Origin of the sequence: Rhodococcus sp. MS13, assembly GCF_013277835.1 — a bacterium.
Classification (GTDB): Bacteria; Actinomycetota; Actinomycetes; order Mycobacteriales; family Mycobacteriaceae; genus Rhodococcus_F; species Rhodococcus_F erythropolis.
The window spans coordinates 194,071-219,480 of sequence record NZ_VBTL01000009.1; the positions used below are offsets into that span (position 1 = coordinate 194,071).

Below are 25,410 nucleotides of genomic sequence, written 5' to 3' on the forward strand. Positions count from 1 at the left end.
AATACAGTCAGTTCCATGAGTCAGCGAAGAGTGCTCGTGGTCGACGACGAGGTCAGTATCTGCGAGTCCATCGCAGCGAGGCTGCGTGCCGAGGGCTACGACGTCGAGTTGGCATTCGACGGTCCCAGTGCTGTGACCCGTTGCGAGCAGATGGACGCCGACCTAGTGGTGCTCGACGTGATGATGCCGGGATTCGACGGCCTCGAAGTCTGCCGCCGCATCCAGGCCGTGCGCCCGGTGCCCGTGCTGATGTTGACCGCTCGTGCCGATGAAACCGACATGCTGATCGGTCTCGGCGTCGGGGCCGACGATTATCTGAGCAAGCCGTTCAGCATGCGTGTCCTCGTCGCCCGTGTTCAGGCATTGCTTCGGCGCGCTGATCGTGCGGAGCACGCTGCTCGCCCGGTGGCCGACTTGCTCGAGTTCGGCGACGTCGTGATCGACCTGACCGAACGTCGAGTGCGTCGTGATACGCAGGAAGTCCACCTGACTCGCACCGAATTCGATCTCATCGCCTACCTGGCGGAGCGGCCGCGAGCGGCGATCCCGCGGGAGTCGCTGCTCGAGGAGATCTGGGGCTGGGGTGAGGGAGCGGGTAGTCGGACCGTCGACAGCCACGTCAAGGCTCTACGACGCAAGCTCGGACCTTCCGTGATCCGGACCGTTCACGGCGTCGGGTACGCCTGGGACGTGCCGCGATGAGCGGCGTCGACCGACTCTTTGCACGGTGGCCGCGGCCGCTGGACCCGATGCGATCGTTCAAAGTGAAGGTCGGCCTCCTGGTTGTCGCAGCGTTGTTGTTCGCCGCGGGCGGTTTCTGGCTGACGTCGCAACAACCATTTCGTTTTGCTCTCCTGACGGCGTTGGTTGTCGCTCTCGGAGTTACACAAGTGCTCGCACACGGAATGACGTCACCGCTTCGCGAGATGACGGCCGCGGCGAAGGCGATGGCGCGTGGCGATTATTCGCGGCGGGTGCGAGCGACTTCCCGCGACGAGGTAGGCGAACTCGCCCATGCGTTCAATCGGATGGCCGAGGACCTCGGGGCCGACGACCGGTACCGCCGCGAGTTGATCGGCAACGTCTCCCACGAATTACGCACGCCCATCACCGCTTTGCAAGCCATGCTCGAAAACGTTGTCGACGGTGTCGAAGAACCGGATCCGGCGATGATGAAATCGGCGTTGCGGCAGACGGAACGACTGGGAGCGCTGGTGGCCGACCTTCTCGACCTCTCGAAACTCGAGGGCGGCGCTATGCCGTTGAAGCGCCGCCGTTTCGAGGTCGAGCCGTTCCTACGTGAGCTGTCGAGTGTGAGTGCGGGCGACATCGAGATAGACGTCAAGCCTCCGAACTTGTCCGTGGTAGCCGATCCGGATCGCCTCCATCAGGTGGTGACCAACCTGGTGGACAACGCGGTTCAGCACGGGAACGTCGACACGAAAGTTGTCATCCGAGTACGTACCGGCAGTGCAGGGGAGTTGGTGCTCGATGTCCACGACGACGGCCCCGGCATCGAGCCACAGGCCCGTGAGCGAGTGTTCGACCGCTTCATCCGCGGCGGATCGACCGACGGGGGAACCGGGCTCGGCCTCGCGATCGCGAAGTGGGCGGTCGAATTACATGACGGCAGGATCGCCGTCGTCGATGCCCCGTCGGGCTGCTGCATTCGAGTAGTGCTGCCGCAGAGCTGAATCAAAGTTTCCAACGAGATCGAGAGATCTCGCGATGGCGCATGCCTTCATCAGGCATTCGCCCGTAGTTCCGAACCCGAAATTTGAACCCGAAACATGGGAGATCACATGAGCGCTCCAATAGTCATTCCGCCGAAAGCGCCGATACCGGTTGCAAAACCCAAGCGACCCAGCCGGTTCTGGCGTCCCGATCGCACGTCGATGGCCACCCGCTCGATGCTCGTCGGCGCGAGCGGCGTTGGGGCGCTGGCGGCCCTGATCCTCGATCCAGGGTTCGTGAGTATCGCGTACGTGATCGTCGGTGTCGGCGTGGTGATCGTGTTCGGGATTCTGACGCCGCCGCGGATGTCTACGACGCAGTGGGCCGCCGCGATGGGGATGCTCGCACTTCTGGGCGTTGCCGCCGTTCGCGGTGCGGAGTGGTTGGTGTTCCTCTGCGTCGTAGCTGCGTGGGTTCTGTTCACGTGGACTCTGATCGGCGGGCGGACGTGGACCGGAATACTTCTGGGAACGGTCGCTCCCTGGCGGGCACCCCACCGTACGGTCAACTTCGTTCGTCGTCGAAAACTTGCTACCCGCTCCGCTCCGCGGGTGCCGGCGGCGCGAGTTGTCGTCGTGAGCGCAGTATCGATTCTTCTCCTGCTGATTTTCGGATCTTTGTTCGTGAGTGCGGATCCGGAGTTCGCGAAGATCTTCGGCGGCTTCGCTCCTGCCATCTCGGTGTCGAACCCGGGAGCACGGATCTTTGCCGGCGTCGTGATGGCGTTCGGCACGCTGGTTGCGGTGTACCTGCGTCGCAGAACGCCGACGGTGGACGCGTTTGCACCTGCGCCGGCGACGCCGTTGCCGATGTGGGAGTGGGCGGTCCCGCTCGGAGTGCTCAACGTGCTGTTCCTCGGTTTTGTTGCAGTACAGACGAAGACGCTGTTCGGGGGAGACGAGCACGTACAGGTGACCGACGGACTGACCTACGCGGACTACGCGCGTGAGGGTTTCTGGCAGCTCATGGCGGTTACCGTGCTGACGCTGCTCGTCATCGCCGTCGCAGTGCGGTACATCGACCGCCGCGACGCTGGATCGAGGCGTCTTGCCCGCGGACTGTTGGGTGCACTGTGCCTCTTCAGTCTGGTGATCGTGGCATCCGCTGTGCACCGGATGTGGTTGTACGAGAATCAGTACGGTTTCACGGTGCTCCGGGTCAGCGTCTTCGCGACAGAGCTGCTTCTGGGCTTCGTGTTCGTGTTGTTGCTCGTCGCAGGTATTCGGATGTCCGGGAAGTGTCTGCCCACAGCCGTTCTCGCCACTTCGGCCGTCGCGCTGCTGGCCTTCGCGGTGTTCAACCCCGATGCGTACATCGCGCAAAAGAACGTGGAGCGGTTCGAGGGCGGCAAGAGCATCGACGTTTCCTACTTGCACGGGCTCTCTGTCGACGCGGTACCTGCCTTGGATCGTCTACCGGAACCGCAGCGTTCATGTGCCTTGAGCAGATATCGATTCGGAGTGCCGGGTACCACTGCGCCCTGGGAGTTCAACGCTGCGCGTGAGAAGGCGCGCGACATCCTGGAAGCTCGCCCGGTGGGGCCGTGCCTGCAGATGTACACGGTCGGATAGACGCAGGGCGATTGTGCAGCCGCACGGCAGATATCGCGCGCGGCTGCACAATCGGCGAGCGTCGCCTGTTCGATCAGTGCACGGCGAGTGAGATTTTCTCCCGTTCCTCCGCGGACACCACGTCGCGGGTGGAGCGCAAGTCGATCGTCACGCTGTTGAGTTTGCCGCCGTAGCGGAACGTGCCCTTGTCCGCGAACTCTTCCGCGACCGGGCTTCCCCGGTTGATGCCGACGTCGAGCTGTTCGTTCATGCTGAAGATCGCCCGAGTGGTCTTCTCGATCCGGCCCTCGGAGACCACCTCGTCGTCGACGCTCAGGGTTGCGGTTCCACCCTTGCCGATTCCGCCGCCGTCGTACTCGAAGTGGACGGACACCTCGCGTGCATTGGGTGCCAGCGGGTTGCGCCCGCGCACGAAGGTCCGACCACCGCCGCTGAAGTTGTAGCAGTAGACGGGGACGGAATCGAGTATGTAAAAAGCGAATCCGCCGAACCGGCCACCGAGGCTGACCAGCATGCCGTCGGCGACGCTACCCAGACTCGCGATCAGCGTGTACGAGCGGTTGAAGAACGTCGGCGCGGCTTTCTCGACCAGACCGTTCATGTGTGGGTACAGCGTGAGGGTCTTGCGGCCCATCATCGGATGCGGGGGGCGTGATTCCGCGGTGGCGTGGCGACCGACCGTTCTGTCGTCCAGCGGCAACACCTGATATTTGGCCGCCTCGACGAGGAACTTTTCCTTGAGCCGGGCCAGGATCTCGGGATGCTCGTCCGCGAGATCGCGGGCCTGCGACCAGTCGACCGAGGTGTCGTACAGCTCCCAACGGTCTTCGCTCATCGGTGTGAGCTCGAGGCCGTGAGTGGCCATCAGCCAGGGTGCGCGGTGGGCCGTGACTGCGGTCCAACCGTGATCGTAGATTCCGCGGTTGCCGAAGATCTCGAAATACTGTGTGGTGTGGCGCTCTTCGGCGTCGGGCTCGGCGAAGGTGTAGTTCATTGCCACGCCTTCCATCGGTTTCTGGGTGACCCCGTCGACGCTGGTCGGTGCCGGAATACCGGCAGCTTCCAGGATTGTCGGCGTGATGTCGACGCAGTGATGCCATTGCTCCCTGACGCCTGGCTTGTCGATCCCCTTGGGCCAGTGGGCGATCAGACCGTTTCGGGTACCGCCGTAGTGGGACGCAACCTGCTTGGCCCACTGGTACGGGGTGTCGAGAGCCAGAGCCCACGACGCCGGATAGTGCGGGTAGCTGGTTTCGGTCCCCAACTCGTCGTAGCGCGCCAGTACGTCGGATGTCGCACTCTTGTAACCGTTGAGGCCGGCGAGGTAATTGAACGAGCCCTCCATGCCGCCCTCGGCGGAGGCGCCGTTGTCACCCAGCATGTAGAGCACCAGAGTGTTGTCGAGTACACCCATTTCCTGCAACCGGTCGACGAGCCTGCCTACCTCGTCGTCGGTGTGCTCGAGAAATGCCGCGTACAACTCCATCAAACGGGCCGAGACCTTCTTCTGGTCGTCGTCGAGTTCGTCCCAGTGCGGGAGCCCCGGAGCCCAGGGGGCCAACTCGGTGTCAGGAGCGACGACACCCAGTTCCTTCTGCTTTTGGAGGGTGATCTCACGTTGGCGATCCCACCCGTGATCGAATTCGCCGACGTACTTGTCCAGGTAGCGGTCCGGGACCTGGAGTGGAGCGTGGCACGCGCCGAAGGGGAGGTAGCAGAACCACGGCTTGTCCGGGTCCATCGTGTTGACACCCTCGACCCATTCGATCGCGTGGTCGACGAGATCTTCGGACAGGTGGTAACCCTCCTGTGGCGTCTTGGGTAAGTCGACCATCGTGAAGTCCTCGTAGAGAACCGGGGTGAACTGATCGGACTCGGCACCGAGAAAACCGTAGAATTTGTCGAAACCCTCACGGACCGGCCACCGATCGAACGGCCCGGCAGCGGTGGTCTCCCACGTCGGGGTCTGGTGCATCTTGCCGAAAGCGCCCGTCGCATAGCCGTTTCCCTGCAGGACGCGTGCGACCGTGGCGGCAGAGGCGGGACGGGTCCCGTTGTATCCCGGTGCCGCGTTGGCCATTTCGGAGATGACACCCATACCGACACTGTGGTGGTTGCGCCCGGTCAGTGTGGCGGCACGCGTCGGCGAGCACAGAGCCGTGGTGTGGAATCGGCTGTATTTCACGCCGGTTTCGGCCAAACGCTCGGCGGTGGGGGTGCGGCACGGGCCGCCGAACGCGGAGGGTGCGCCGAATCCGACGTCGTCGATCATGATCAGCAGCACGTTCGGGGCCCCGACCGGCGGGCGAAGCGGTTCCGGGCGGGTGTACGGGGGATTCTGATCGGGGTAGTACACGGCGGCCGCGACGTTCGGCGTCTCGGGAATGATCGGGATGGAATGGCGATTCACCAGCAGGCTCCTTGGCGTGTGCAAAACCGGGGTCGATTAAGCAGTCGTCTTAATTTGGAGAGTATCGATCGGAATTCAGTTGGCGGCGTAGGTCTCGCTGACTGGGACAATCACCCCTGTGAGTGGTTAAGGAGTCCCTGCACTCCCAAACCGCGCACAGGGGGTGGGTCTTGCGGAATTAAGTCAGTGACTTATATGGTCGGTGCATGCCCGCCTCGTTGGATGCCAAGAACGCCATGATCGCCGTCGCCGAGCGGATGTTCGCCGAGCACGGTATTCACGAAGTGTCCATGCGGGACGTGGCGACTGCGGCCGGGCAGCGCAACAACTCTGCAGTTCAGTATCACTTCGGTGGGCGAGACGGTCTGGTGCTGGCCGTATTCCGGCATCGGATGGATCAGATCAATGCCGCGCGACTGACGTATCTGGACGACGTCGACGCCAGTGGGCGGACCGACCTGGTCCGTGCTTTGGTCGAAGCCTTCCTGTATCCGCTGGCCGATTTCATGACGACGGTCGACGGGTCCAACTATGCGCGGTTCATCGCGAGAATTTCACCGTCAGTGGATACACAGAGTGCTGAGTTTCGCGAGGTCAGTGAAGGAATCAACGAGGTTGTCGGCAGGTTGACGCGGGCATTGCCACATCTGCCCCGCCGCGTCGCGGTGGAACGGATCGATCTGACGTTCAACATGAGCGTCTCCGCTCTGGCAATCTTCGAGCAGCGCCGCGAAGACGAAAACCCGGTTGTGCAGGCAGATTTCGATACGACGGTGGATCATCTGGTCGATCTCGCGGTAGGAGCACTGACCGCACCCCAAAGCGCACACAAACGCACACGAGCAAAGCGGCTGCATGCGTCGACTGACGTGTGACCCCGCGACACGACACGACAGGACGGAGTCATTCGATGGCTACCCTTACATCATCACGAACAGTCCAAATCGGCAATCACACAATCGAATTCGGACCACGCGGAATGAGGCGTAATCCGGAAGGCGTTGAATCGAGGCCGTACGAGCGGTTCACTCTCACACCCGTCACACCGTTCATCGGTGCCGAGATCAGCGATATCGACTTGCGTGATCCGTCGGAGGAGCAGATCGAGGACGTGCGCCGGGCCCTCCTCGAATGGAAGGTCGTGTTCTTTCGGGACCAGCCGATTTCGAGCTTGAATCATCGTGACTTCGCGGCCCATTGGGGTGAACTGGAGGTTCATCCACTTCTCCCGCAGGGAGAGGTCCCGGCAGTCGTCAGATTCGAACGCGGTGAGGACAGTCCAGGAACGGAGAACATCTGGCACGTCGACGTCACCTGGACGAAGACGCCGCCGCTCGGTTCAGTACTTCGGGCGATCGACGTACCGCCTGCCGGTGGTGACACGCTCTGGGCCGATATGGGTAACGCCTTCGACTGCCTCCCCGACGAGATCAAGGACTTGATCGACGGCAAGGACGCCATCCACGATTTTGTGCCGTCCTTCGGACGCAGCATGAGCCCGGAGAAGTTGGAGCAGATGAAGGAGCAGTACCCGCCGGTTCTGCATCCGATGGTGCGTAAGCATCCGGAGACCGGGCGTAAGACTCTGTTCGTCAACAGCCTCTTCACCACCCACATTCCGGATATGGATCCTGTCGAAGGCAACGATCTGCTCAACCTGCTGTTCGCGCAGGTCAAGGTCCCGGACTTCCAGTGCCGCTTCAAGTGGGCGCCGAATTCCATTGCCTTCTGGGACAACCGGGCCACCCAGCACTACGCTGCGAGCGACTACTTCCCTCATCGCCGCGTCATGGAGCGGGTGGCCATCCTGGGGGACCGGCCCTTCTGATCTACTCCTGCGGAATGCGGATGATGCACCGGAAGCCGACGTGGCAGGTCGAGGACTCCTCGGATTCGCCCTGCCGCGCGGCGGGGCGATATCGCAAGCAGTAGTTCGGTGCACACAGATGTGAGCCGCCTTTGATCACCCGTCGTGCGTAGGGTTCGCCGGCCAAGGCCTCGGTGGCGAACTCCGCGCGGGGATTGCGAGGAATGCAGCACGACGAGGCCGGCGCGACGTTCTTGGAACTGTGGGCGTGGTCGGACGTGTAGTGATCGGCCGTCCATTCCCACACGTTCCCGGCCATGTCGAACAGTCCGTAGCCGTTGGGCCGGAACTTTCCGACCGGAGCGGTGCGCTCGTGCCCGTCCTCGAGCAGGTTCTCCCAGGGGAACTGGCCCTGCCATACGTTGCCACCGGGGCGCCCGCCCGGAGAGTCGTGATCGCCCCACACGTAGGCCTGGCGATCGAGTCCGCCACGGGCGGCAAACTCCCACTCGGCCTCGGTCGGGAGTTCCTTGCCGGCCCACGCGGCGTAGGCCTGGGCGTCGAAGTACGACACGTGGGTGACGGGGTGCCGTTCACGTCCCCCGATGTTGCTGTCGGAGCCCTCGGGATGGCGCCAATCGGCGCCGGGAGTGAACGACCACCACTGGGTGTAGTCGTCGAGTGAAACCGGGCCGGGTGGGGAATTGAAGACCAACGATCCCGGGACGAGGAGGGCTGGATCGGCGTCGGGATAGTCGGCGGCATCCGGGGCGATTTCCGCAGTGGTGACGTGGCCGGTTGCCTTCACGAAGCGTCGGAACTCGGCGACTGTCACCGCCGTCGTGTCCATCCAGAATCCGTCGACGGTGACCTGGTGAACTGGGCGTTCTTCCGGATAGAAGTCTTCGGAGCCCATCCAGTACGTCCCACCCGGGATCAAAGACATGTTCTTCGGGGGAGTTGCCGTGGAGTGAGGCGTCGTCATGAATTCAAGAATGGCACGTTGGTCACGCCGATGTGGGGAGAGTCCCACCTAGTGTCTCGACACTTACACGGAGCGTCGAAATGCTCCGTGTCGCAGCCTCCGTAGATCAGGATTTAGGCGAAACAACTCGGATCGACTCCCTTGTCGATCAATCGATCTATTTCGCTGCACTGCAGCCAGTTTGAAGTTGCCGGTCTGGCCAGTGATCGAGACAAGCAGGCCCTTGGGCGAGACATTACTGGTTCCGCGAGACGGGACAGCCCCCACCTCTCCAGGCGGGGGCTCCGCTCGATGGTGTTAGATTCTGTGACTCGCCTGGATGTCGGCGAGGGTGTTGATCCGTCGCTGCAGGTAACGCGTTTGCGATCCGAACCATGCCGGTGCCCATAGCCAAGTCGTCACCGGGGAGACCGTCACGGACGAGTTCACAATCCCGTGGGCCTGGTTCAGCCGCTTCGCCGTACGGGATAGTCCCACAAGGCCGTAGAACGGGATGATCTGCGACCACCAGCGCGTCCAGCCCTCACGTTGATTCCCCGTGAAGCTTGCCAGTTCGCCGTTGATGCGGTCGTACCAGACGAGGTAATAGATTCCGAAGGTGATTACCGTCAGCCACCACAAACCCCACGGCCCTTGTTTCCGAATCGGGGTTTGCTGAACCGGTAACTGAATCCCTTGTTGCGTCATTACGCTGTCCTTCGAGTCTGTTGCTCGCACTTTGCTCGGCGAGTGTGCAGTTATCAAACCAGACGGACGGGATTTATGATCAGCCGATCGAAGTGACTCGCATACTTCAAACCCAAATTTGGCTGTGATCACGCGGGAAAGCGCGGCGCCCGAGATCAGGCCGACGCAATTGTTCGTTGCTTGAGAACGCATTCCCATCTGCGCTTGAGATTCCAAATGTGCCCTCGGCAGGATTCGAACCTGCGACCCTTCCTTTAGGAGAGGAATGCTCTATCCCCTGAGCTACGAGGGCGGGGAGCGTACCGACAAGTGCTGAAAACCCTGTGCTGCCGGGGTTTTCGCTTCCCGATACTACTGTTGCATCCGCTCGACCTGTCGGCACGAAGCCTCGGGCGTCACAGCTGCGCTAGTCAGTGTAGCGGCCCGCCGACGAGGTCGCGAAGTCGACGGTATCGCCGGGTGCAAGCAGGAGCCGAACCGATCGCACTGATCGCAATGGTGGTCACTGCGGTGCAGGCACGGCATGGTGCGGGAATGACCCGCAGAATCCGCTTCAACGCCTTTGCCATGAACTGCGTCGCCCACCAATCGCCAGGTCTGTGGCGCCACCCGGAGGACCAGTCGTCCAGGTACACGGATCTGAGGTACTGGACGGAATTGGCGAAGCTCCTCGAGCGTGGACGATTCGACGGGCTGTTCCTGGCTGATGTGTTGGGAACATACGACGTGTACGGCGGCAATCACGACGCAGCGCTGCGGCAGGGCGCGCAGGTACCGGTCTCGGACCCGCTACTGCTGGCGTCGGCGATGGCGGCCGTGACCGAGCACTTGGGCTTCGGTATCACCGCAGGTACAGCTTTCGAGCATCCGTACCCGTTTGCTCGGCGCTTGAGCACCCTCGACCACCTGACGAACGGGCGAATCGGGTGGAACGTGGTCACCGGATACCTCCCGTCGGCTGCACGGAACATGGGCGAGGACGACCAACTCCAGCACGACGATCGCTACGACCACGCGGACGAGTACCTCGAAGTTCTCTACAAGTTGTGGGAAACGTCGTGGGAAGACGACGCGGTGGTGCGTGACAGAACTACCGGGGTCTACACGGACCCCGCCAAAGTTCACCCGATCGAGCACGAAGGCAAGCACTTCACGGTTCCGGGCATCCACATCTCCGAACCTTCTCCGCAGCGGACGCCGGTCATCTTCCAGGCCGGCGCGTCGCCACGCGGGGTTCGGTTCGCCGCGGAGAATGCGGAGGCGATCTTTGTGGGTGCACCGACAAAGGCGATTCTCAAAGACACCGTTGCCCGAATCCGAAACGAACTGACGAAGGTCGGGCGCGATCCGTACTCGGCCCGCATCTACACACTGTTGACGATCATCACCGACCGAACCCCCGAGTTGGCCCAGGCGAAGCTCGAGGACTACCGCAGCTACGCGAGTAGTGAAGGTGCACTCGTTTTCACCTCGGGGTGGATGGGAATTGATCTCTCCGGATACCGGGCGGACGAGCCGATCGGGAACGTCGAGAGCAACGCCATTCAATCCGCGGTCGCATCGTTTCGTCAGGCCGACGAGAAGGGCGGCGAATGGACGGTGGGAGACATCGCGGAGTGGGCGGGTATCGGCGGGCTCGGCCCGATCGTTGTCGGTTCCGGCGCGGAGGTCGCCGACGAGTTGCAGGAGTGGGTTGCCGAGACCGACGTCGACGGCTTCAATCTCGCGTACGCGGTGACTCCTGGAACCTTCGAAGACATTGTGGAGCATGTGATTCCGGAGCTGACGAGGAGGGGTGCCTACCAGAGCGACTACGAAGCGGGGACGCTGCGCAACAAATTGTTCGGGCGAGGGGACAGGCTGCCGCTCGAACACCGAGGCCGGAGCTTCGACCGGATCCGCACTGCCGGCTGAGTGGGGATCTCAGGACCAGCCGGACCCCGGCACGTGCACCGAGGTGGTGAGGTCGATCGCCTCGATGTCCGAAGACCTCAGTTCCTCACCACACGCACTACAACCCAGCCTTGCTTCGAACCGCTTTCCACACGCCTTGTGATGGAGAACGATGTCCGGACCGTCCGCGGATCTGAACCAGCGCTGACCCCACGAGATCATGCACATCACGACGGGGAAGTACGCGGTTCCCTTGTCGGTGAGTCGATACTCCGACCACTGTGGGCGATCCGGAAGCGGCCGCGTTTCCATCACACCGATCTCGGTGAGGTGCTTCAACCGATCGGCGACGATTGCCGGCGGCGCACCGGTGATCTCGGCGAACTCTCCGTAACGACGGGCACCTCGGAAAGCTGCCCCGATGATCGCTGCCGACCAGCGATTGCCGACGAGTTCCATCGTGTGAGCCAGGATTTCCGGTCGGCGTTCGGACTTGGTGGAGCGGCGCCTCGACGTTGCTTCGGGCACACTGCGTGAGAAGTCCCCACTCGGCCCCATTTGGGAGTCCAGGGATCGCACGTCGACGTCCTCGCCGCACTCCTTGCAACGCAGGATCGGAGTGAAGTCGTTTCCGCAGGTGCTGTGCCGTAGTGGCGGTAGTGGCGCGGTTTCATTCGGTGCCCACTGCTTCTCCCACGACCACATGGTGATGAGGACCGGCCAGATCGACTGGCCTTTGCGAGTGACCGAGTATTCGTGCCTCGGCGGGTTCTGCTGGTACTCCCGGCGCTCGAGCATTCCGCCGGCCGTCAGGACTGCCAACCGTGAGGACAGCACGGAGTTGGAGATTCCCCCGAGAGCCAGCCAGTCGTTGTATCGACGCGACCCCAAAAGGGCGAACCGCAGAATCCAGAGGTTCCACTCGTCTCCCAGTAGCCCGAGCGTGACCGCCAGTGCGTTGGGTCCGCCCGCAGGCAACTCGGTGACGCCCACCGACGGCGTGGGTGTCGGAGATCCGGCCGACGCCGAAGATCCGGTTGCATTCACTCGTACCACCCCGAAATCATAGGCCGCGAACCCTGCGGCACCGCGAGACCGTACCGAGTGGTCTGCAGAAAGAGTCGGGAATCACTCGATACGGGCAATGAGTAACGCTTCCTGGGTGATCTGGCAGATCTGGAGTCCGGACTGATCGAAGACCGCGGCATTCACGACTGCTCTGCCGGCATGAGCAGTGGGTGTCGAATGCTCGAAGAGGAGCCACTCGTCCGCTCGCACGGGACGCTGAAACCACATCGTGTGATCGAGGGACACGCCCGTCCAATCCGTATCGAGCGAGTGCTCCTGCCCGATGTCGTAGCCGTGCGGAGTCAGCGCGGTTGCCATCAGCATCAGATCACTGGCATAGGCGAGAGCAGCGACGTGAATCAGCGGATCGTCGCTCAGTCGCTGAGCCGAACGCATCCAGATGTTGCGCGGAGGCGCCGCCGAATGCGTCGTGGGGGACTGCGAATCGAGGGGGGACACACGAATCTCGATGGCGGAGAACTCCTCCCACACCTCACCCAGCCCACCGTCTGCCTCGGCCAACTCCTGCAACGTCACGCACTCAGCGGGCGGGAGTGCGGCGGGTACGGCGCGACTGTGAGTGATGCCCTCGTCGATCGAGGAAGCAGAGACCGTCGAACGGCAGACGAGTCGTCCGTCCTGGTGGACGTCGACGCCTCTGGTGGACAGGCGTTTTCCGTCCCGAAGGCGATCTACCGAGAACTCGGTCGCGCGATTCGTCGACCCCGGGCGAAGGAAGTGCGTGTGGACGGAACTGATCGCTTTGCCGTCGGTAACCGTGTGCCCGGCTGCGAGAATCGACTGGGCGACCAGTTGGCCGCCGAACAACTGAGGTAGCCGAACACCGTCGTTCGACCCTTGCCACCGGTCCGGGCCGGTCGATTCCAGATCGAAGACGTCAGCGAGACCACTCGTGGGGGCGCTCACGACGCGTGGTTTCGTGCCGGACGGGGTGGACGGGGAAAGAAGCCACTGGTCCGGGCGACGTAGTCGTCGTAGGCCTGCCCCTTGCTCTTGCGCATGCCGCGTTCGAGAAGGGCCTTACCGCTGTAGCTCACCAGCAGTTTGATCATGACGATCGGCGAGACGATCGTGATCAGCGCCAATGGATCACCAAGTGCGAGGATGAACAGTCCGACCCAGACACATGCGTCACCGAAGTAGTTGGGATGCCGGGTCCAGGCCCAGAGTCCACGATCCATCACCATTCCTGAATTGGCCGGATCTGCCTTGAAGCGGGAAAGTTGGTAGTCACCAACCGATTCGAAGACGAAGCCGACGGTCCAGACTGCGATGCCGATCGCGCCGAGGACTCCGAGGGCGCGAAACTCGTACATCGCGAACTGGACCGGCAGCGACACCACGAGAATGAGAACGCCCTGGAGGCCGTAGATTTTGCGAATCAGGAACGGAACCAGCGGTCCCTGTTGATGTTTTAGCAGGGCAGTGTAGCGCTTGTCCTGCCCGTGCCCACGGTTTCGGAAGCCGATGTAGAGGCCGAGTCGCATTCCCCACACCACGGTCAGTGCCAGCACCACGAGGCGACGCAGATCGTTGCCGTCCGCTCCGATGGACGTCAGGTACGAGACGACGGCGACGACGGCGAAGCCAGGCCCCCAACAGATGTCGATGATCGAGTGATTGTTCATCCGGATGGCTACGGCCATCACGACTGCGATGAAGACGAGCACGGCGAGTGCGCTCACACCGAAGTTCAGTGCAAGGTCGCCCAATGGGATGTCGGTCATGCGCGCGCTTTCTGATTGTGGTGGTCGAGCAGTTCGGAAGCGAAGTCCGCGAAGGCTTCCTGTGCGCTCGGATAGGTGTGAGGAGTGCCGAGCCGGCTGGTCACGAGCAGTGCGTCGAGCGCTTTGGCATCGAGTTCTGTGGTGGTGGGCAAGAATTCGGTCGAGCCCTCGACGGCGTCGGCCGAACGCACTCCGTTACCTGCGGTGACGATCACCTGCCCGTTGGTCGTGGACTCGGGATCGACGAGAGCAGTGACCACCGGGGCTACCAGGTCGGCACCCATGATGTCGATGAATCGTGAATCCATTCCGGATTCGGTCATCTGCGTAGTGGCATAGGGCAGTACGACATTGGTGAACACATTGCGACTCGCACCTTCGCCGGCCGCGGTGCGGCCCAATGCGATGACGGCACCCTTACTGGCGGCGTAGGCGGATACGGTGGGTTCGCCGTGCAGTCCTGCGGTCGAGGCAATCATCACGATGCGCCCGAATCCGGCCTCGCGCATCACTCGGGAGGCTTCAGCGGCAACCAGCGCGGTCCCGACGACGTTTGTCGTGATGACGGTGCTGAGGTTCTCGGCGGTGGTGCGATGGAGCATCTGTGGACCGCTGACCGCGGCACTGGTGATGCAGAAGTCGAGTCGTCCGAACCGAGTGAGAGCGTCGTCCACCAACTTTCGACCGACCTCGGGGTCGGTGACGTCGTCGTGGTTGGCGACGGCGTGGCCACCGGCTTCGAGGATTTCGTCGACGACCTGATCTGCAGGGCCCCGGCCGCTCGCGTCGACGGTGCGATTTCGATTGTTGACGATCACCGTGACCCCTCGGCTCGCGAGATGCAGTGCGACGGCACGGCCGAGGCCCTTACCCCCTCCCGTGACGACGGCAACGCGGCCCGAGAGTGAACTGGCGGTCACGAGGCGATCCGTTCGACGAGCACCGCGACTCCGACACCGGCGGCGCCGCTGACCGCGGCCACACCGTAGCGTCCGTCGCTCCGTACCAGTTCGTCGACACACGCGCCGACGAGAATTGCTCCGGTGGCGCCGAATGCATGGCCCATCGCCATCGTGCCTCCGTTGGGGTTCATGCGGTCCGGCCCGGCGTCAAGATCGCGGCGGAACCGTAGGCAGAGCGCGGAGAAGGCCTCTGCGAACTCGAACACGTCGATGTCCTGTGGACGAAGCCCGGCTCGAGCGATGACTGCCTCCACGGCGCTCTGGCCCGCAGTGAGCATGAGAACCGGATTCACCGAAGTCGAGGCGGATCCGATGATCCGTGCGCGAGGGGTCAGGCCGGCTCTGGCCGCGGCTTTCTCGGATCCGAGGAGTAGTAGTGCTGCGCCGTCGGCCATGGCGGGAGAGGATCCGACGGTGTGCAGGTGTTCGATCTTGCCGACCTCAGGGTAGGCGGCGAGCGCGAGTGCATCCTGACCGGCGGCGCCGAGCCCTTCGAAGGCCGGAGGCAGCGCTGCGAGTCCCTCTGCCGTCGTCTCTGCCCTGACCAGTTCGTCGTGCGCGATTCCGGCTTCACCATTTCTGCCGGGAACTGGCACAACGGACCGCTCGAATGCGCCGTTGCGCCAGGCCTCGGCAGCCTTGTGCTGGGTTTCGACGCCGTACGCATCCAACTCGTCGCGGGAGTACCCCTCGATCGTGGCATTCAAGTCGGCGGCAACACCCATATGGATGGAGCCGATCTGCGCGATGGTTGCCGGGTCGGTCCACAGCGGTCCGCGATCACTGAACATCGGAGTGCGGGAGACGCTTTCGACGCCACCGGCCACGACGAGGGAGACGTCGTCGCTGCGAATGCGGGCTGCGCTCTGGCCGACTGCGTCGACACCGGATGCGCAGAAACGATTGAGGGTCGCGCCGGGAACGGAATCGCCCCAACCGGCAAGGAGTGCGGCAGTTCTCGCGATGTTCGCGCCCTGCTCGTCCACCTGCGATGCGCAACCGAGAACGACGTCGTCGATCTGCTCTGCGGCGAGGTTCGTTCGACCCTGCAAAGCCTTGGCCAGGTGGACGACAAGATCGACTGGGCTGTGTTCGTGGAGGGCACCTCGCGTCGATGCTCGGCCGCGCGGTGTGCGCACGTAGTCGAGGACAAAAGCATCAGTCATTTTCAACCCTTCAATTAGTAGAGTTACTCTGCTAGTTGTAGTACGGTTGCGATGAAATTACAACCGCCGATGCACGGGTATCTCGGTGACGTCACCGATGCCGGATCGGCAAGGGGAGAGGTCATGACTGTTTCGAACATTTGGATTCTCGGCGGGTATCAATCCGACTTCGCACGGAACTTCACCCGCGAGGGACTCGATTTCGCGAACCTTGCCGAAGAGGTGGCGAACCACACCCTGGCCGCGGCGAAGGTTCCTGCCACTGACATCGAGGTGATCCACGTCGGTAATGCCTTCGGTCAATTGTTTGCCGGCCAAGGTCAGCTGGGTGCGATGCCCGCCACCGTGCATCCAGATCTATGGGGTGTGCCCTCGTCCCGGCACGAGGCGGCGTGCGCATCGGGCAGTATCGCTGTACTTGCGGCGATGGCAGACCTGCGCGCCGGCAACTACGACGCGGCTCTGGTGATGGGTATCGAACTGGAGAAGACGGTTCCGGGTGATGACGCGGCCGGATATCTGGGCGCTGCAGCCTGGGTCGGACACGAAGGTCAGGAAGCAAAATTCATGTGGCCGTACATGTTCGATCGTGTGTCGAAGGAGTACGGGCGGCGCTACGGGATCGACGAATCTCACCTTCGCGCGATCTCGCAGATCAATTTCGCGAACGCGAAGAACAACCCCAATGCACAGACACGCGGTTGGGCGGTACCCGATCTGCTCGGGAATGCAGGCGGCGACGAAGCCACCAATCCTGTTGTGGAAGGCGGTGTTCGACGATTCGATTGCAGCCAGGTGACCGACGGTGGCGCCGGGGTTGTGCTGGTGACGGACAAGTACCTCCGCGAGCATCCTGATGCCGCGGCGACTCCGCTGGCCCAGATCGCGGGCTGGGGTCACCGGACTGTTGGTTTAGGTCTCGAGCAGAAGCTGGCCCGCGACGCCGATAATCCCTACGTGATGCCACACGTTCGGGATGCGGTGATGGGTGCCTTCTCCCGGGCCGGAGTCGACCTGGCCGGGATAGACGGGATCGAAACACATGATTGTTTCACGGCGAGTGAGTATCTCGCGATCGACCACATCGGTCTGACCGCGCCCGGCGAGTCGTGGAAAGCCATCGAGAGTGGTGACATCGCCATGGGCGGCAAGCTACCGATCAACCCCAGCGGCGGTCTGATCGGCGGTGGTCATCCGGTGGGTGCCAGTGGTGTTCGAATGCTTCTCGACGCGGCCCATCAGGTGACGGGAACGGCCGGCGGTTTCCAAGTCGAGGGTGCGAGCCGCTTTGCGACGCTCAACTTCGGTGGAAGTACGGCCACCACCGTCAGTTTTGTCGTCGACGCAGTTTCCTGAAAGTGCAGCCCAGCCTTTCCCCATCAGTCGAAAAGAGAATTCCATGGACGTCGAAATCGTAGGCAAGTTGTTGTCCACCCTTCCCGCCGATGACGATCACCCGTATCGCACCGGCCCGTGGCAACCCCAGACCACCGAGTTCAAAGCGGACAACCTCGAAGTCGTATTCGGTGAGGTTCCGAAAGACCTCGACGGTGTCTACCTGCGCAACACCGAGAATCCGCTCCATCCCTCGATGAAGGCTTATCATCCCTTCGACGGCGACGGAATGATTCACATCGTGGGCTTTCGTGACGGAGAGTCGTTCTACCGCAATCGATTCGTACGGACTGACGGGTTGGCGGCCGAGCAGGATGCCGGCGGCGCCTTGTGGGCCGGACTCGCCGAGTCTCCCAAACTCAGTCGCCCCGAGGGCGGCAAGGGTGCGCGCACTCGGATGAAGGACGCGTCCAGCACCGACGTCGTCGTTCACCGGGGGACTGCTCTCACCAGCTTCTACCAGTGCGGAGATCTGTATCGTCTCGATCCGATGTCGGCGGAGACACTCGGAAAGGAAAGCTGGAACGGCAAGTTCCCCTTCGAATGGGGTGTGTCCGCGCATCCGAAGGTGGACGACAAGACCGGAGAAATGCTGTTCTTCAACTACAGCAAGGAAGCGCCGTACATGCACTACGGCGTCGTGGACTCGGCCAACGAGTTGGTCCACTACGTCGACGTCCCGCTTCCCGGTCCGCGGTTGCCACACGACATGGCCTTCACGGAGAACTACGCGATCCTCAACGACTGCCCCTTGTTCTGGGATCCGGTTCTACTGGAGAAGGGCGCGCACGTCGCGAATTTCCATCCCGATATCCCGCTCCGTCTCGGAGTCATCCCACGCCGCGGAAACACCGCTGACATCAAGTGGTTCGAGGCCGATCCGACCTACGTCCTGCACTTCGTGAACGCCTACGAAGAGGGGGACGAGATTGTTCTGGACGGTTTCTACCAGGGTGATCCGGAGCCGTCGGACAACGGTATGGGCAATCAGTGGGAGCGCGCCTTCCGTTTCCTCGCTCTCGATCGCATGCAGACCCGGCTTCACCGCTGGCGTTTGAACCTGGTCACCGGAGCCACGCGTGAAGAGCAACTCAGTGACTCGATCACCGAATTCGGCATGATGAACGGCAATTTCGCGGGTGAGAAGTACCGATACGCCTATGCGGCTTCTGGTAAGCCGTCGTGGTTCCTGTTCGACGGCTTGGTCAAACACGACCTGCTGACGGGGAACGAGGAACGATTCTCCTTCGGTGACGGCGTGTATGGAAGCGAGACCTCGATGGCACCACGCGTGGGTGGTACCGCCGAAGACGACGGCTATCTCATCACGTTGACCACCGACATGAACGAGGACGCGTCCTTCTGCCTGATCTTCGACGCTGCCCGCGTCGGAGACGGACCGTTGTGCAAACTTCGCCTTCCCGAACGGATTTCGAGTGGCACCCACTCGACGTGGGCGCCGGGTGCCGAGCTCCGACGCTGGCAGAGTGCCGACACCGCAGCCGAAGCGGTCGGACTGTGACGGGCACGCACGACGCGGGCACGTGGGAGATCCTGCGGCAGGTGGTGATCGGTGCACGAGACCTGGACAAGACCGGTCAACAATTACGTGAAGCGTTGAATCTGGCACCAGGATTCGCAGATCCACTGCTCGAAGACATCGGTTTGGCCGACGAGACCTTGGCCGTCGGGCCGCAGGCATTTCTCGAGATCGTCGCACCGCTCGACGAGAGGGTCTCGCTGGCGAGATGGATCCGCAAGGGCGGAGGGGAGGGCGGCTATGCACTCTCGATCCAGGTTTCGAACATCGAGCCCTATCTGGAACGTGCAGCTGCGGCCGATGTTCGGACGGTGGCAGATCTGGAGGCCTACGGTCACCGGATCGTCCAACTTCATCCCGGTGATCTCGGACTGCTCGTAGAACTCGACGAGATTCCCGACGCCGACGAGTGGTTCTGGGACCAGACGGAGAAGGAGGTTTCCCTCGATCCACGGGTCGACGACATTCTCGGCGTCGACGTGTCCTCTCCCGATCCGGCCAAGACGGCGGCGCTGTGGGCCGAAGTGTTCGGCAAGAAACTGGATTCGGCGCGATCACTCTCGATTGCGCTGGGGTCGCGCGCCGTGTCGTTCGTTCCGGGCGAGCGGTCGATGCTCAGTGCGGTCGATCTGGCGGCGTCGATCGGAGCGAACACCGTCGAGCCCGGCCTGATCGTCGGCGGCGTCGAATTCCGGATTCACCCAGGCTGAGCCAGCTTCACATCGAACGACAGAAATCGGGGCCGATCGCTCAAAGCGACCGGCCCCGAATTCTTGTCATGGACTCAAGCGAAGTCCTGTCGCAGACGAGTCTTGAGAAGCTTCCCACTCGCGTTGCGTGGCAGTTCCTCGATGAACTGAACTGCACTGGGGCACTTGAAGTGCGCCAGTCGCTCGCGTGACCACTCGATGATCTCAGCTTCGGTGACAGCCGAATCGCCCGAACGAACGACCACCGCAATGGGAGTCTCACCCCACCGATCGGAGTGAATGCCGACTACCGCGACCTCCCGGATGTCGGGGTGGCCGGAGAGAACGCTCTCCACCTCGGCGGGATAGACGTTCTCACCGCCGGAGACGATCATGTCCTTGAGGCGGTCGTGGAGGTAGAGATACCCGTCCTCGTCGAACGATCCGCCGTCTCCTGTTCGGAGCCAGTCGCCGTCCAACATGGTGGCCGCAGTGGCTGCCTCGTTGCGCCAGTAGCGCCTCATGACGTGTGCGCCGCCGATGACCACCTCGCCGCGGGTACCGACCGGGACGTCTTCGAGCGTCACGGGATCGACGATGCGGATGGGTACGCCGAACATCGGTTGCCCGACGGACTTCAACCGATGCGCGGTCGACTCGTCGGTCGCCCGATGATCTTCGGGGGTCAGCATGGTGACGCCGCCAGTCGACTCGGTGAGTCCGTAGGCCTGCAGGAAGCTGCATCCGAAAACCTTGGTGGCGTCCTGTAACAGGGGTAGCGGCATGGGCGCCGCTCCGTAGACCAGGAACTGCAGGGCACTCCAATCCGCCTCACGCACAGCAGGAAGAGAGGTGAGGACGCTGATCACCGCGGGAACAGCGACCGCATGAGTCACCCGGTACTCCTGCATCAGCGCCACCAGCTCCAGCGGACCGGCGATGGTCTTGAGAAGTAGAGCGCCACCGCCGAGCGTCGTGACGAGAGCGAGACCCAGCCCCGCCACATGGAAGAACGGGACCGGGCACATGGCCACGGAATCGGTGTCGAGATCGAGCAGGTGATACATGGTCGCGAGGGCGCGGCCGAGGTTCGCGCCGGTGAGTTCGATTCCCTTGGGGTGGCCGGTGGTTCCCGACGAGTAGAAGATCAGCGCGGTATCGTCGGGAAGGCGTGACACTCCTGGGTCGTCGTCCCCGGCACCGGAGAGCCAGTCGCTCCACGAGACCGAGTTTGCGGAACCGTCCACCGTGACGACGGTCCGGACGCTACCGACCGCCGCCGCGACGTCGGAGAGGCCCTCATCGCCTGCTCCGAGTACGACGACGGTCGGCTCGCTGTTGCTCAGGATGTAGTCGACCTCGCCCGGTGCCAGCCGATTGTTGACGGCCGTCAGAATCGAGCCCATCTTCGAAGATCCGTACAGGACGGAGAGGAAAGACGGTGCATTGGCGCCGATGTACGCCACCCGGTCACCTGTTCGAACACCATCGCGCAGAAGTGCATTCGCGACACGATTTGCTTCGATGTCCAGCTCGCGGAAACTGGTACGGCCGTCATCGGAGATGACGGCGGTGCTCTCCGGACTGGCAATCGCCCGGCTGCGCAGCAAGTCTTCGAGATTCTGCACGGGGCGACCATCGGGTAGGAGCGCGTTCACAGAAGGTTCGCGGGTGGCGGGTTCACGGGTGGCAGTCGAACCTACGGCCGTCGGCTGAGTGGTCATGCTGAATGCTCCAATCTGAAGGGGGCAAAGACAGGGGGTTCGAAAATGCCGGTGGGAGCAGCGAGTACATGCTCGACGGCGCGTAGTGCCGGGCCCGCAGTGATGAACTGACCGGCGGTTGTCCGGCTGTTCGGATCTTGTGGTTCGACGAGATTGACGGTCATCACGATCTCGGGTTTGCCGTACAGATGGACTTCCCACTGATCGCGCCCCGCGTATTCCTCACGATCGGGTTCCATGGTCCAGATGATGGCCAGAGTGAGGAACTGCTTTCCGTCGACCATTGCGTGCCAGCGCCATTCGGTGGTTCCGACGGTTCCGGCGGCGATGCGTCCGGCGGCCACGTCGAGATCCGTTCGCGCCGCAACGACCCTGTGATCGGATACGACCTCGTCGTAGGTGATCCCCAGACGTTCGCACATGAACGCGATGGTCTCCAGATACAGCGACGCGTACAGCGAGGGCAACGGCCCGGTTCCGTCCAGTTCCTCCGGGGGCGAACCCATTCCCATGACGGTGAACGCGAAGTCGGGGTCAGGCATGCCGCGAGCGTCGAGCACCTCGTCGATCGTGATGCGGTCCAGTTCGATCGATGTTCCCGTCAGAGCCAATGCCAATCGCTCACCGATGACGCCCGGGCTCACTCCGACACCGAAGAGCGTCGAATCGCCTTCCTTACATGCTTGGGCGAACATGTGCTCGCGCTCGGTGCCGTGTGCGCGGGGGAAGTGCTGCCCGGCCGTCGTGATCACGTTGATCCCGGCGCGCAGCAGACGGCACAAATCGTCGTCGTGGCGTTCGTACGGAATCTGCAAACGCGGACTGTGGATGAGAACCTGGGGGCGCGAGCGGATGATCTCGTCCACGTCTCGTGTGGCGATCACGCCCGTCGGTGCGCGTCTGGCTATGTCGCCGGCATCGCGCCCGGCCTTGGCGTCGCTGTAGACGTACAGGCCGACCAACTCGAGGTCGGGACGATCGATGATTCCGCGGAGCGCGGTCTTGCCGATGGCGCCGGTCGCCCACTGGGCAACACGAATCGGATCGCTCATGATCGAGTGGTCAGTTCGCCGGCGAAGAGGAGCTTGCCCAGTCCGCGTTCGTACCGAATCGGGTCTCGAGCCAGACGCGCACGGGCGTCGATTGCCATGAAATCGGTGTCGCACGTCCACTCGCCGCGTTGCATGGCGGCGAGTCCGGTCGCGGCGATGTCGAGGGGATTTTCCTTGTGGCCCTGCACGTGTGAAGCCATGCGGGTGTCGACACTGCCGACGATCAACGAGGTGACGGTGATGCCGTCCGGTTCGAGTTCGGCACGGGCGATGCCGCCGAGCGACAGAGCAGCCGCCTTGGCCGGTGAATAGCCGCCCATGAAGGCGGTGGGTGCGATTGCGGCGACTGACAAGACGTTGACTATCGATCCACCGCCGCGGGCGGCGAGGACCGGCGCGAAGGCTCGGATCATCGTCAGCGGTCCGAAGTAGTTGACCTCCATCTCGGCTCGAGCGGCCTCTCGGTCGTCGGCCTCGATCAGCCGATTCCCGGTGAACAGCCCGGCGTTGTTGACGACGACCGAGGTGTCACCGCACGCCCCGGCGGCAGTGTCGACGAGTCCTGGATCGGTGACGTCGAGTTCGACGATGTGCGCACCGGTGGCTCGGAGTTCGGCCGGCACCTCGTCGGGATTTCTCACCCCCGCATAGATTTTGGCTGCGCCCATCAACTTCGCCTGTTGGACGAAGGCCAACCCGAGGCCTCGATTGGCGCCGGTGACGAGGACGGTCGCACCCTCGACCGGAGTTCCGCGAAAGGTTGTCATGAGTTCTCCTGCGTCTGTCGGGTGTAGATGAGGTCGTCGGGGAATTTCTTGCTCTTCTTCAATGACGTTTCAGGCGCGAGCATCCCGAAGATCCAGCCTTCGGCTGTGGCCATGTCGTGGTTCCAGTCCCACCGCAGTGCGCGGTGGCGGATTCCCCACCTGCCGTCCTCGAAACCGAAGCGATCGATCAGGCGCGCCGCGGTGAGTGTGTCGGCTATGCCGTCCGAGGTCTTGATTCGTGCGAAGGCAAGCACGTAGGACTCGACGTGTGCTGTATCCCCGTCGAGTTCGACCAAGACGTTGGTCATTGCGTGGGTGGTCAGTGACCGTGGGTGGGTGATGGCCCCGGCGATGTGGTCGATGTAGTCGTCGGCGGTGCCGGTGAAGACACCCCCGTGGTCTTCGGTTGCGCCGGGCAGATAACACCGCCTGGCGTCCTCGACGTCGCCGCGGTCTGCGGCTCGGAGGAAACGAGCCAGAACCTCGTAGATTTCCTGCTTGGCGACGAGAGCGTCGACCGGGCTGTAGTCCCTGACGTCTGGGCCCCCGCCGCTGTCGACTGCGTGAATGTTGTTGGACCTCACGATGATGTCCCTTCTCGGCTCCGGATCGGGGGCCGCACGTTGACGGAGTGCCTCTGTTTACTGTAGTAATCTCTATCACACTGTTAATTGAAGTGTCACGAGGAGGTGAAACCAATGCTTGGAAACACACCACCCGCACAACCTGGGAATGCACCGGTCGTACTCACGCTTTCCGATGTGTCGATCGAATTCGGCGGAGTCACGGCTCTCGACGCCGTCGGCTTCGACGTCCGCGCGGGACAGATCTGCGGACTCATCGGGCCGAACGGCGCTGGTAAGACCACGCTGTTCAACTGCATCACAAGGATTTACGAACCGAGTCGCGGTGTCATCACCTGGCAAGGAACCGACCTGTTGGGATTGCGTCCCTATGCGTTGGCATCTGCAGGAATCGCTCGAACTTTTCAGAATCTCGCGCTGTTCGGCGGCATGAGTGTCTTCGACAACACCATGGTCGGTGGATCGTCGCGAGGTCGCTTCGGGCTCGTGAGTGGGCTTCTCGGCCTGCCTCCGGCGCGTGCGCGAGTCCGAGAACTTCGAGAGAAGGCCTGGTACCTGCTCGAACGTCTCGAACTCGTCGACGTCGCGAACGCACCCGCGTCCGGTCTACCGTTCGGAACTCTCAAGCGTGTCGAACTGGCACGGGCATTGATGTCCGAGCCCTCGCTGCTTCTGCTGGACGAACCTGCCGGCGGGCTCACGCACAGTGAAGTCAAAGAACTGGGAGAACTGATCGTCTCGCTCCGCGACGACTTCGGCTTCGGCGCGCTTCTGGTCGAACACCACATGGGATTGGTGCTCGGGATCTCCGATCACGTTGTCGCCCTGAACTTCGGCCACAAAATTGCCGAGGGAACCCCGGCGGAGATCCAGCAGGACGACGCCGTGATCAACGCGTACCTGGGACGTGCCGCATGACCCTGCTGAGCGTCGACGATCTGCACGCCGGTTACGGGCGAGGCAATGTACTGCACGGGATTTCGCTCGACGTGGAACCCGGCGGGGTCGCTGTCGTTCTCGGCGCGAACGGTGCAGGCAAGACCACCATGATGCGCGCGCTTGCCGGATTGATCCCGCATCAGGGAACGATCACCTTCAACGGGTCGCCGTTGGGATCCAAACCTGAACGCGCTGTGGCCGCCGGCGTCAGCCTTGTCCCACAGGGCCGCGGAACTCTCGGTCAACTGTCGGTGCGTGACAACCTGCTCGTCGGCGCTGCCCTTCGTAAGGACAAGGCGGAGATCGAAGCCGACATCGAGCGGTGGTGTGAGACATTCCCCGTGCTCGCGAGGAGGTCCACACAGTTGGCCGGTTCTCTTTCAGGCGGTGAACAGCAGATGCTCGCGGTCGCACGGGCATTGATGAGCCGTCCCACCCTCCTTTTGTGCGACGAACCGAGCCTGGGGCTGGCGCCCATCGTCATCGCCGAATTGTTCGACACGCTCGGTGCGATCAACCGCAGCGACGGAACTGCACTGCTGATCGTGGAACAGAACGCCGATCTCGCGATGAAACTCGCGTCGAAGGTCTTCCTGCTCGACGTAGGCACCATCGTCGCTGCCGGAACGCCCGAGGAATTTCGTTCCGACGACGTCGTGCGCAGCGCTTACCTCGGGTACCAGGAGTAA

At 62.7% G+C, this 25,410-nt stretch carries 23 protein-coding genes and 1 tRNA gene; 11 read left to right on the forward strand and 13 right to left on the reverse strand.

Annotated elements, in window-relative coordinates; all coding sequences use genetic code 11:
- The first annotated feature begins 15 nt into the window (after window positions 1-15).
- The 3 genes from FEZ59_RS18360 (at window position 16) to FEZ59_RS18370 (ending at window position 3,305) form a co-directional block, all read left to right on the forward strand.
- Complete coding sequence (locus tag FEZ59_RS18360) at window positions 16-702, forward strand: response regulator transcription factor (RefSeq protein ID WP_020908708.1); 687 nt, start codon at window positions 16-18, stop codon at window positions 700-702.
- A complete protein-coding gene (locus FEZ59_RS18365; RefSeq protein ID WP_084325245.1) occupies window positions 699-1,694 on the forward strand; it encodes a HAMP domain-containing sensor histidine kinase in 996 nt (331 codons plus the stop codon). Before FEZ59_RS18360 ends, FEZ59_RS18365 begins: the two co-directional genes overlap by 4 nt.
- Before the next feature lie 108 nt (window positions 1,695-1,802).
- Window positions 1,803-3,305 carry a DUF4173 domain-containing protein gene (locus tag FEZ59_RS18370; RefSeq protein ID WP_242459849.1) on the forward strand — a complete coding sequence of 501 codons (1,503 nt, stop codon included), beginning with the start codon at window positions 1,803-1,805 and terminating at the stop codon, window positions 3,303-3,305.
- 73 nt (window positions 3,306-3,378) lie between these two features.
- Here the strand turns inward: FEZ59_RS18370 and FEZ59_RS18375 are convergent, their stop codons facing one another.
- On the reverse strand, window positions 3,379-5,715 hold the full coding sequence (locus FEZ59_RS18375; RefSeq protein WP_172932991.1) for an arylsulfatase: 2,337 nt from the start codon (window positions 5,713-5,715) through the stop codon (window positions 3,379-3,381).
- Between the two features lie 206 nt (window positions 5,716-5,921).
- On the opposite strand from FEZ59_RS18375, the gene FEZ59_RS18380 reads away from it, so the two are divergent.
- Window positions 5,922-6,590: a TetR family transcriptional regulator gene (locus FEZ59_RS18380; RefSeq protein ID WP_020908704.1), complete on the forward strand. Its 669-nt coding sequence runs from the start codon at window positions 5,922-5,924 to the stop codon at window positions 6,588-6,590.
- A gap of 35 nt (window positions 6,591-6,625) precedes the next feature.
- The gene (locus tag FEZ59_RS18385) at window positions 6,626-7,543 is read left to right on the forward strand and encodes a TauD/TfdA family dioxygenase (RefSeq protein WP_172932992.1); all 918 of its coding nucleotides are present in this window, start codon (window positions 6,626-6,628) and stop codon (window positions 7,541-7,543) included.
- 1 nt (window position 7,544) lies between these two features.
- Here FEZ59_RS18385 and FEZ59_RS18390 read toward each other — a convergent pair whose 3' ends face one another.
- From FEZ59_RS18390 to FEZ59_RS18400, 3 genes are all read right to left on the reverse strand, one after another.
- On the reverse strand, window positions 7,545-8,507 hold the full coding sequence (locus tag FEZ59_RS18390; RefSeq protein ID WP_020908702.1) for a formylglycine-generating enzyme family protein: 963 nt from the start codon (window positions 8,505-8,507) through the stop codon (window positions 7,545-7,547).
- Window positions 8,508-8,804: 297 nt separating this feature from the next.
- On the reverse strand, window positions 8,805-9,194 hold the full coding sequence (locus FEZ59_RS18395) for a DUF4234 domain-containing protein (RefSeq protein ID WP_070385542.1): 390 nt from the start codon (window positions 9,192-9,194) through the stop codon (window positions 8,805-8,807).
- 219 nt (window positions 9,195-9,413) lie between these two features.
- Window positions 9,414-9,486 (reverse strand) — tRNA-Arg (locus tag FEZ59_RS18400).
- 242 nt (window positions 9,487-9,728) lie between these two features.
- Between FEZ59_RS18400 and FEZ59_RS18405 the strand changes: the two genes are divergently transcribed.
- A complete protein-coding gene (locus tag FEZ59_RS18405; protein WP_020908691.1) occupies window positions 9,729-11,108 on the forward strand; it encodes an LLM class flavin-dependent oxidoreductase in 1,380 nt (459 codons plus the stop codon).
- 9 nt (window positions 11,109-11,117) lie between these two features.
- Here FEZ59_RS18405 and FEZ59_RS18410 read toward each other — a convergent pair whose 3' ends face one another.
- The 5 genes from FEZ59_RS18410 to FEZ59_RS18430 all read right to left on the reverse strand — a co-directional run bounded on the left by FEZ59_RS18410 (window position 11,118) and on the right by FEZ59_RS18430 (window position 16,031).
- The gene (locus tag FEZ59_RS18410; RefSeq protein ID WP_021345229.1) at window positions 11,118-12,134 is read right to left on the reverse strand and encodes a helix-turn-helix domain-containing protein; all 1,017 of its coding nucleotides are present in this window, start codon (window positions 12,132-12,134) and stop codon (window positions 11,118-11,120) included.
- Between the two features lie 81 nt (window positions 12,135-12,215).
- Window positions 12,216-13,082 (reverse strand): acyl-CoA thioesterase domain-containing protein, encoded by an 867-nt coding sequence (locus FEZ59_RS18415; protein ID WP_020908689.1) that lies wholly within the window; start codon window positions 13,080-13,082, stop codon window positions 12,216-12,218.
- Entirely contained in the window at window positions 13,079-13,903 is an 825-nt protein-coding gene (locus FEZ59_RS18420) for a DUF1295 domain-containing protein (protein ID WP_172932993.1), read from the reverse strand. The genes FEZ59_RS18415 and FEZ59_RS18420 overlap by 4 nt, the downstream gene beginning before the upstream one ends.
- The gene (locus FEZ59_RS18425; protein ID WP_172932994.1) at window positions 13,900-14,823 is read right to left on the reverse strand and encodes an SDR family NAD(P)-dependent oxidoreductase; all 924 of its coding nucleotides are present in this window, start codon (window positions 14,821-14,823) and stop codon (window positions 13,900-13,902) included. Before FEZ59_RS18425 ends, FEZ59_RS18420 begins: the two co-directional genes overlap by 4 nt.
- Window positions 14,820-16,031, reverse strand: a complete 1,212-nt coding sequence (locus FEZ59_RS18430; RefSeq protein WP_019744813.1) for an acetyl-CoA C-acyltransferase — start codon at window positions 16,029-16,031, stop codon at window positions 14,820-14,822. Before FEZ59_RS18430 ends, FEZ59_RS18425 begins: the two co-directional genes overlap by 4 nt.
- A 123-nt stretch (window positions 16,032-16,154) precedes the next feature.
- Here FEZ59_RS18430 and FEZ59_RS18435 point away from each other — a divergent pair, with 123 nt between their 5' ends.
- From FEZ59_RS18435 to FEZ59_RS18445, 3 genes are read left to right on the forward strand one after another with little or no spacing between them, the layout of a single operon-like run.
- The gene (locus tag FEZ59_RS18435; protein WP_172932995.1) at window positions 16,155-17,387 is read left to right on the forward strand and encodes an acetyl-CoA acetyltransferase; all 1,233 of its coding nucleotides are present in this window, start codon (window positions 16,155-16,157) and stop codon (window positions 17,385-17,387) included.
- A gap of 43 nt (window positions 17,388-17,430) precedes the next feature.
- Complete coding sequence (locus tag FEZ59_RS18440) at window positions 17,431-18,948, forward strand: carotenoid oxygenase family protein (protein ID WP_019744811.1); 1,518 nt, start codon at window positions 17,431-17,433, stop codon at window positions 18,946-18,948.
- On the forward strand, window positions 18,945-19,676 hold the full coding sequence (locus FEZ59_RS18445) for a VOC family protein (RefSeq protein WP_070795857.1): 732 nt from the start codon (window positions 18,945-18,947) through the stop codon (window positions 19,674-19,676). The genes FEZ59_RS18440 and FEZ59_RS18445 overlap by 4 nt, the downstream gene beginning before the upstream one ends.
- A gap of 74 nt (window positions 19,677-19,750) precedes the next feature.
- On the opposite strand, the gene FEZ59_RS18450 is transcribed toward FEZ59_RS18445, so the two are convergent.
- From FEZ59_RS18450 to FEZ59_RS18465, 4 genes are read right to left on the reverse strand one after another with little or no spacing between them, the layout of a single operon-like run.
- The gene (locus FEZ59_RS18450; protein WP_172932996.1) at window positions 19,751-21,379 is read right to left on the reverse strand and encodes a long-chain-fatty-acid--CoA ligase; all 1,629 of its coding nucleotides are present in this window, start codon (window positions 21,377-21,379) and stop codon (window positions 19,751-19,753) included.
- On the reverse strand, window positions 21,376-22,431 hold the full coding sequence (locus FEZ59_RS18455; protein ID WP_019744808.1) for a dihydrodipicolinate reductase: 1,056 nt from the start codon (window positions 22,429-22,431) through the stop codon (window positions 21,376-21,378). Before FEZ59_RS18455 ends, FEZ59_RS18450 begins: the two co-directional genes overlap by 4 nt.
- Window positions 22,428-23,198 carry an SDR family oxidoreductase gene (locus FEZ59_RS18460; RefSeq protein WP_172932997.1) on the reverse strand — a complete coding sequence of 257 codons (771 nt, stop codon included), beginning with the start codon at window positions 23,196-23,198 and terminating at the stop codon, window positions 22,428-22,430. The genes FEZ59_RS18455 and FEZ59_RS18460 overlap by 4 nt, the downstream gene beginning before the upstream one ends.
- Window positions 23,195-23,782 carry a nuclear transport factor 2 family protein gene (locus tag FEZ59_RS18465; RefSeq protein WP_019744806.1) on the reverse strand — a complete coding sequence of 196 codons (588 nt, stop codon included), beginning with the start codon at window positions 23,780-23,782 and terminating at the stop codon, window positions 23,195-23,197. The genes FEZ59_RS18460 and FEZ59_RS18465 overlap by 4 nt, the downstream gene beginning before the upstream one ends.
- A 114-nt stretch (window positions 23,783-23,896) precedes the next feature.
- Here FEZ59_RS18465 and FEZ59_RS18470 point away from each other — a divergent pair, with 114 nt between their 5' ends.
- Both FEZ59_RS18470 and FEZ59_RS18475 read left to right on the forward strand, forming a co-directional pair.
- Window positions 23,897-24,700 carry an ABC transporter ATP-binding protein gene (locus tag FEZ59_RS18470; protein ID WP_069146421.1) on the forward strand — a complete coding sequence of 268 codons (804 nt, stop codon included), beginning with the start codon at window positions 23,897-23,899 and terminating at the stop codon, window positions 24,698-24,700.
- Window positions 24,697-25,410: an ABC transporter ATP-binding protein gene (locus FEZ59_RS18475; protein WP_020970388.1), complete on the forward strand. Its 714-nt coding sequence runs from the start codon at window positions 24,697-24,699 to the stop codon at window positions 25,408-25,410. Before FEZ59_RS18470 ends, FEZ59_RS18475 begins: the two co-directional genes overlap by 4 nt.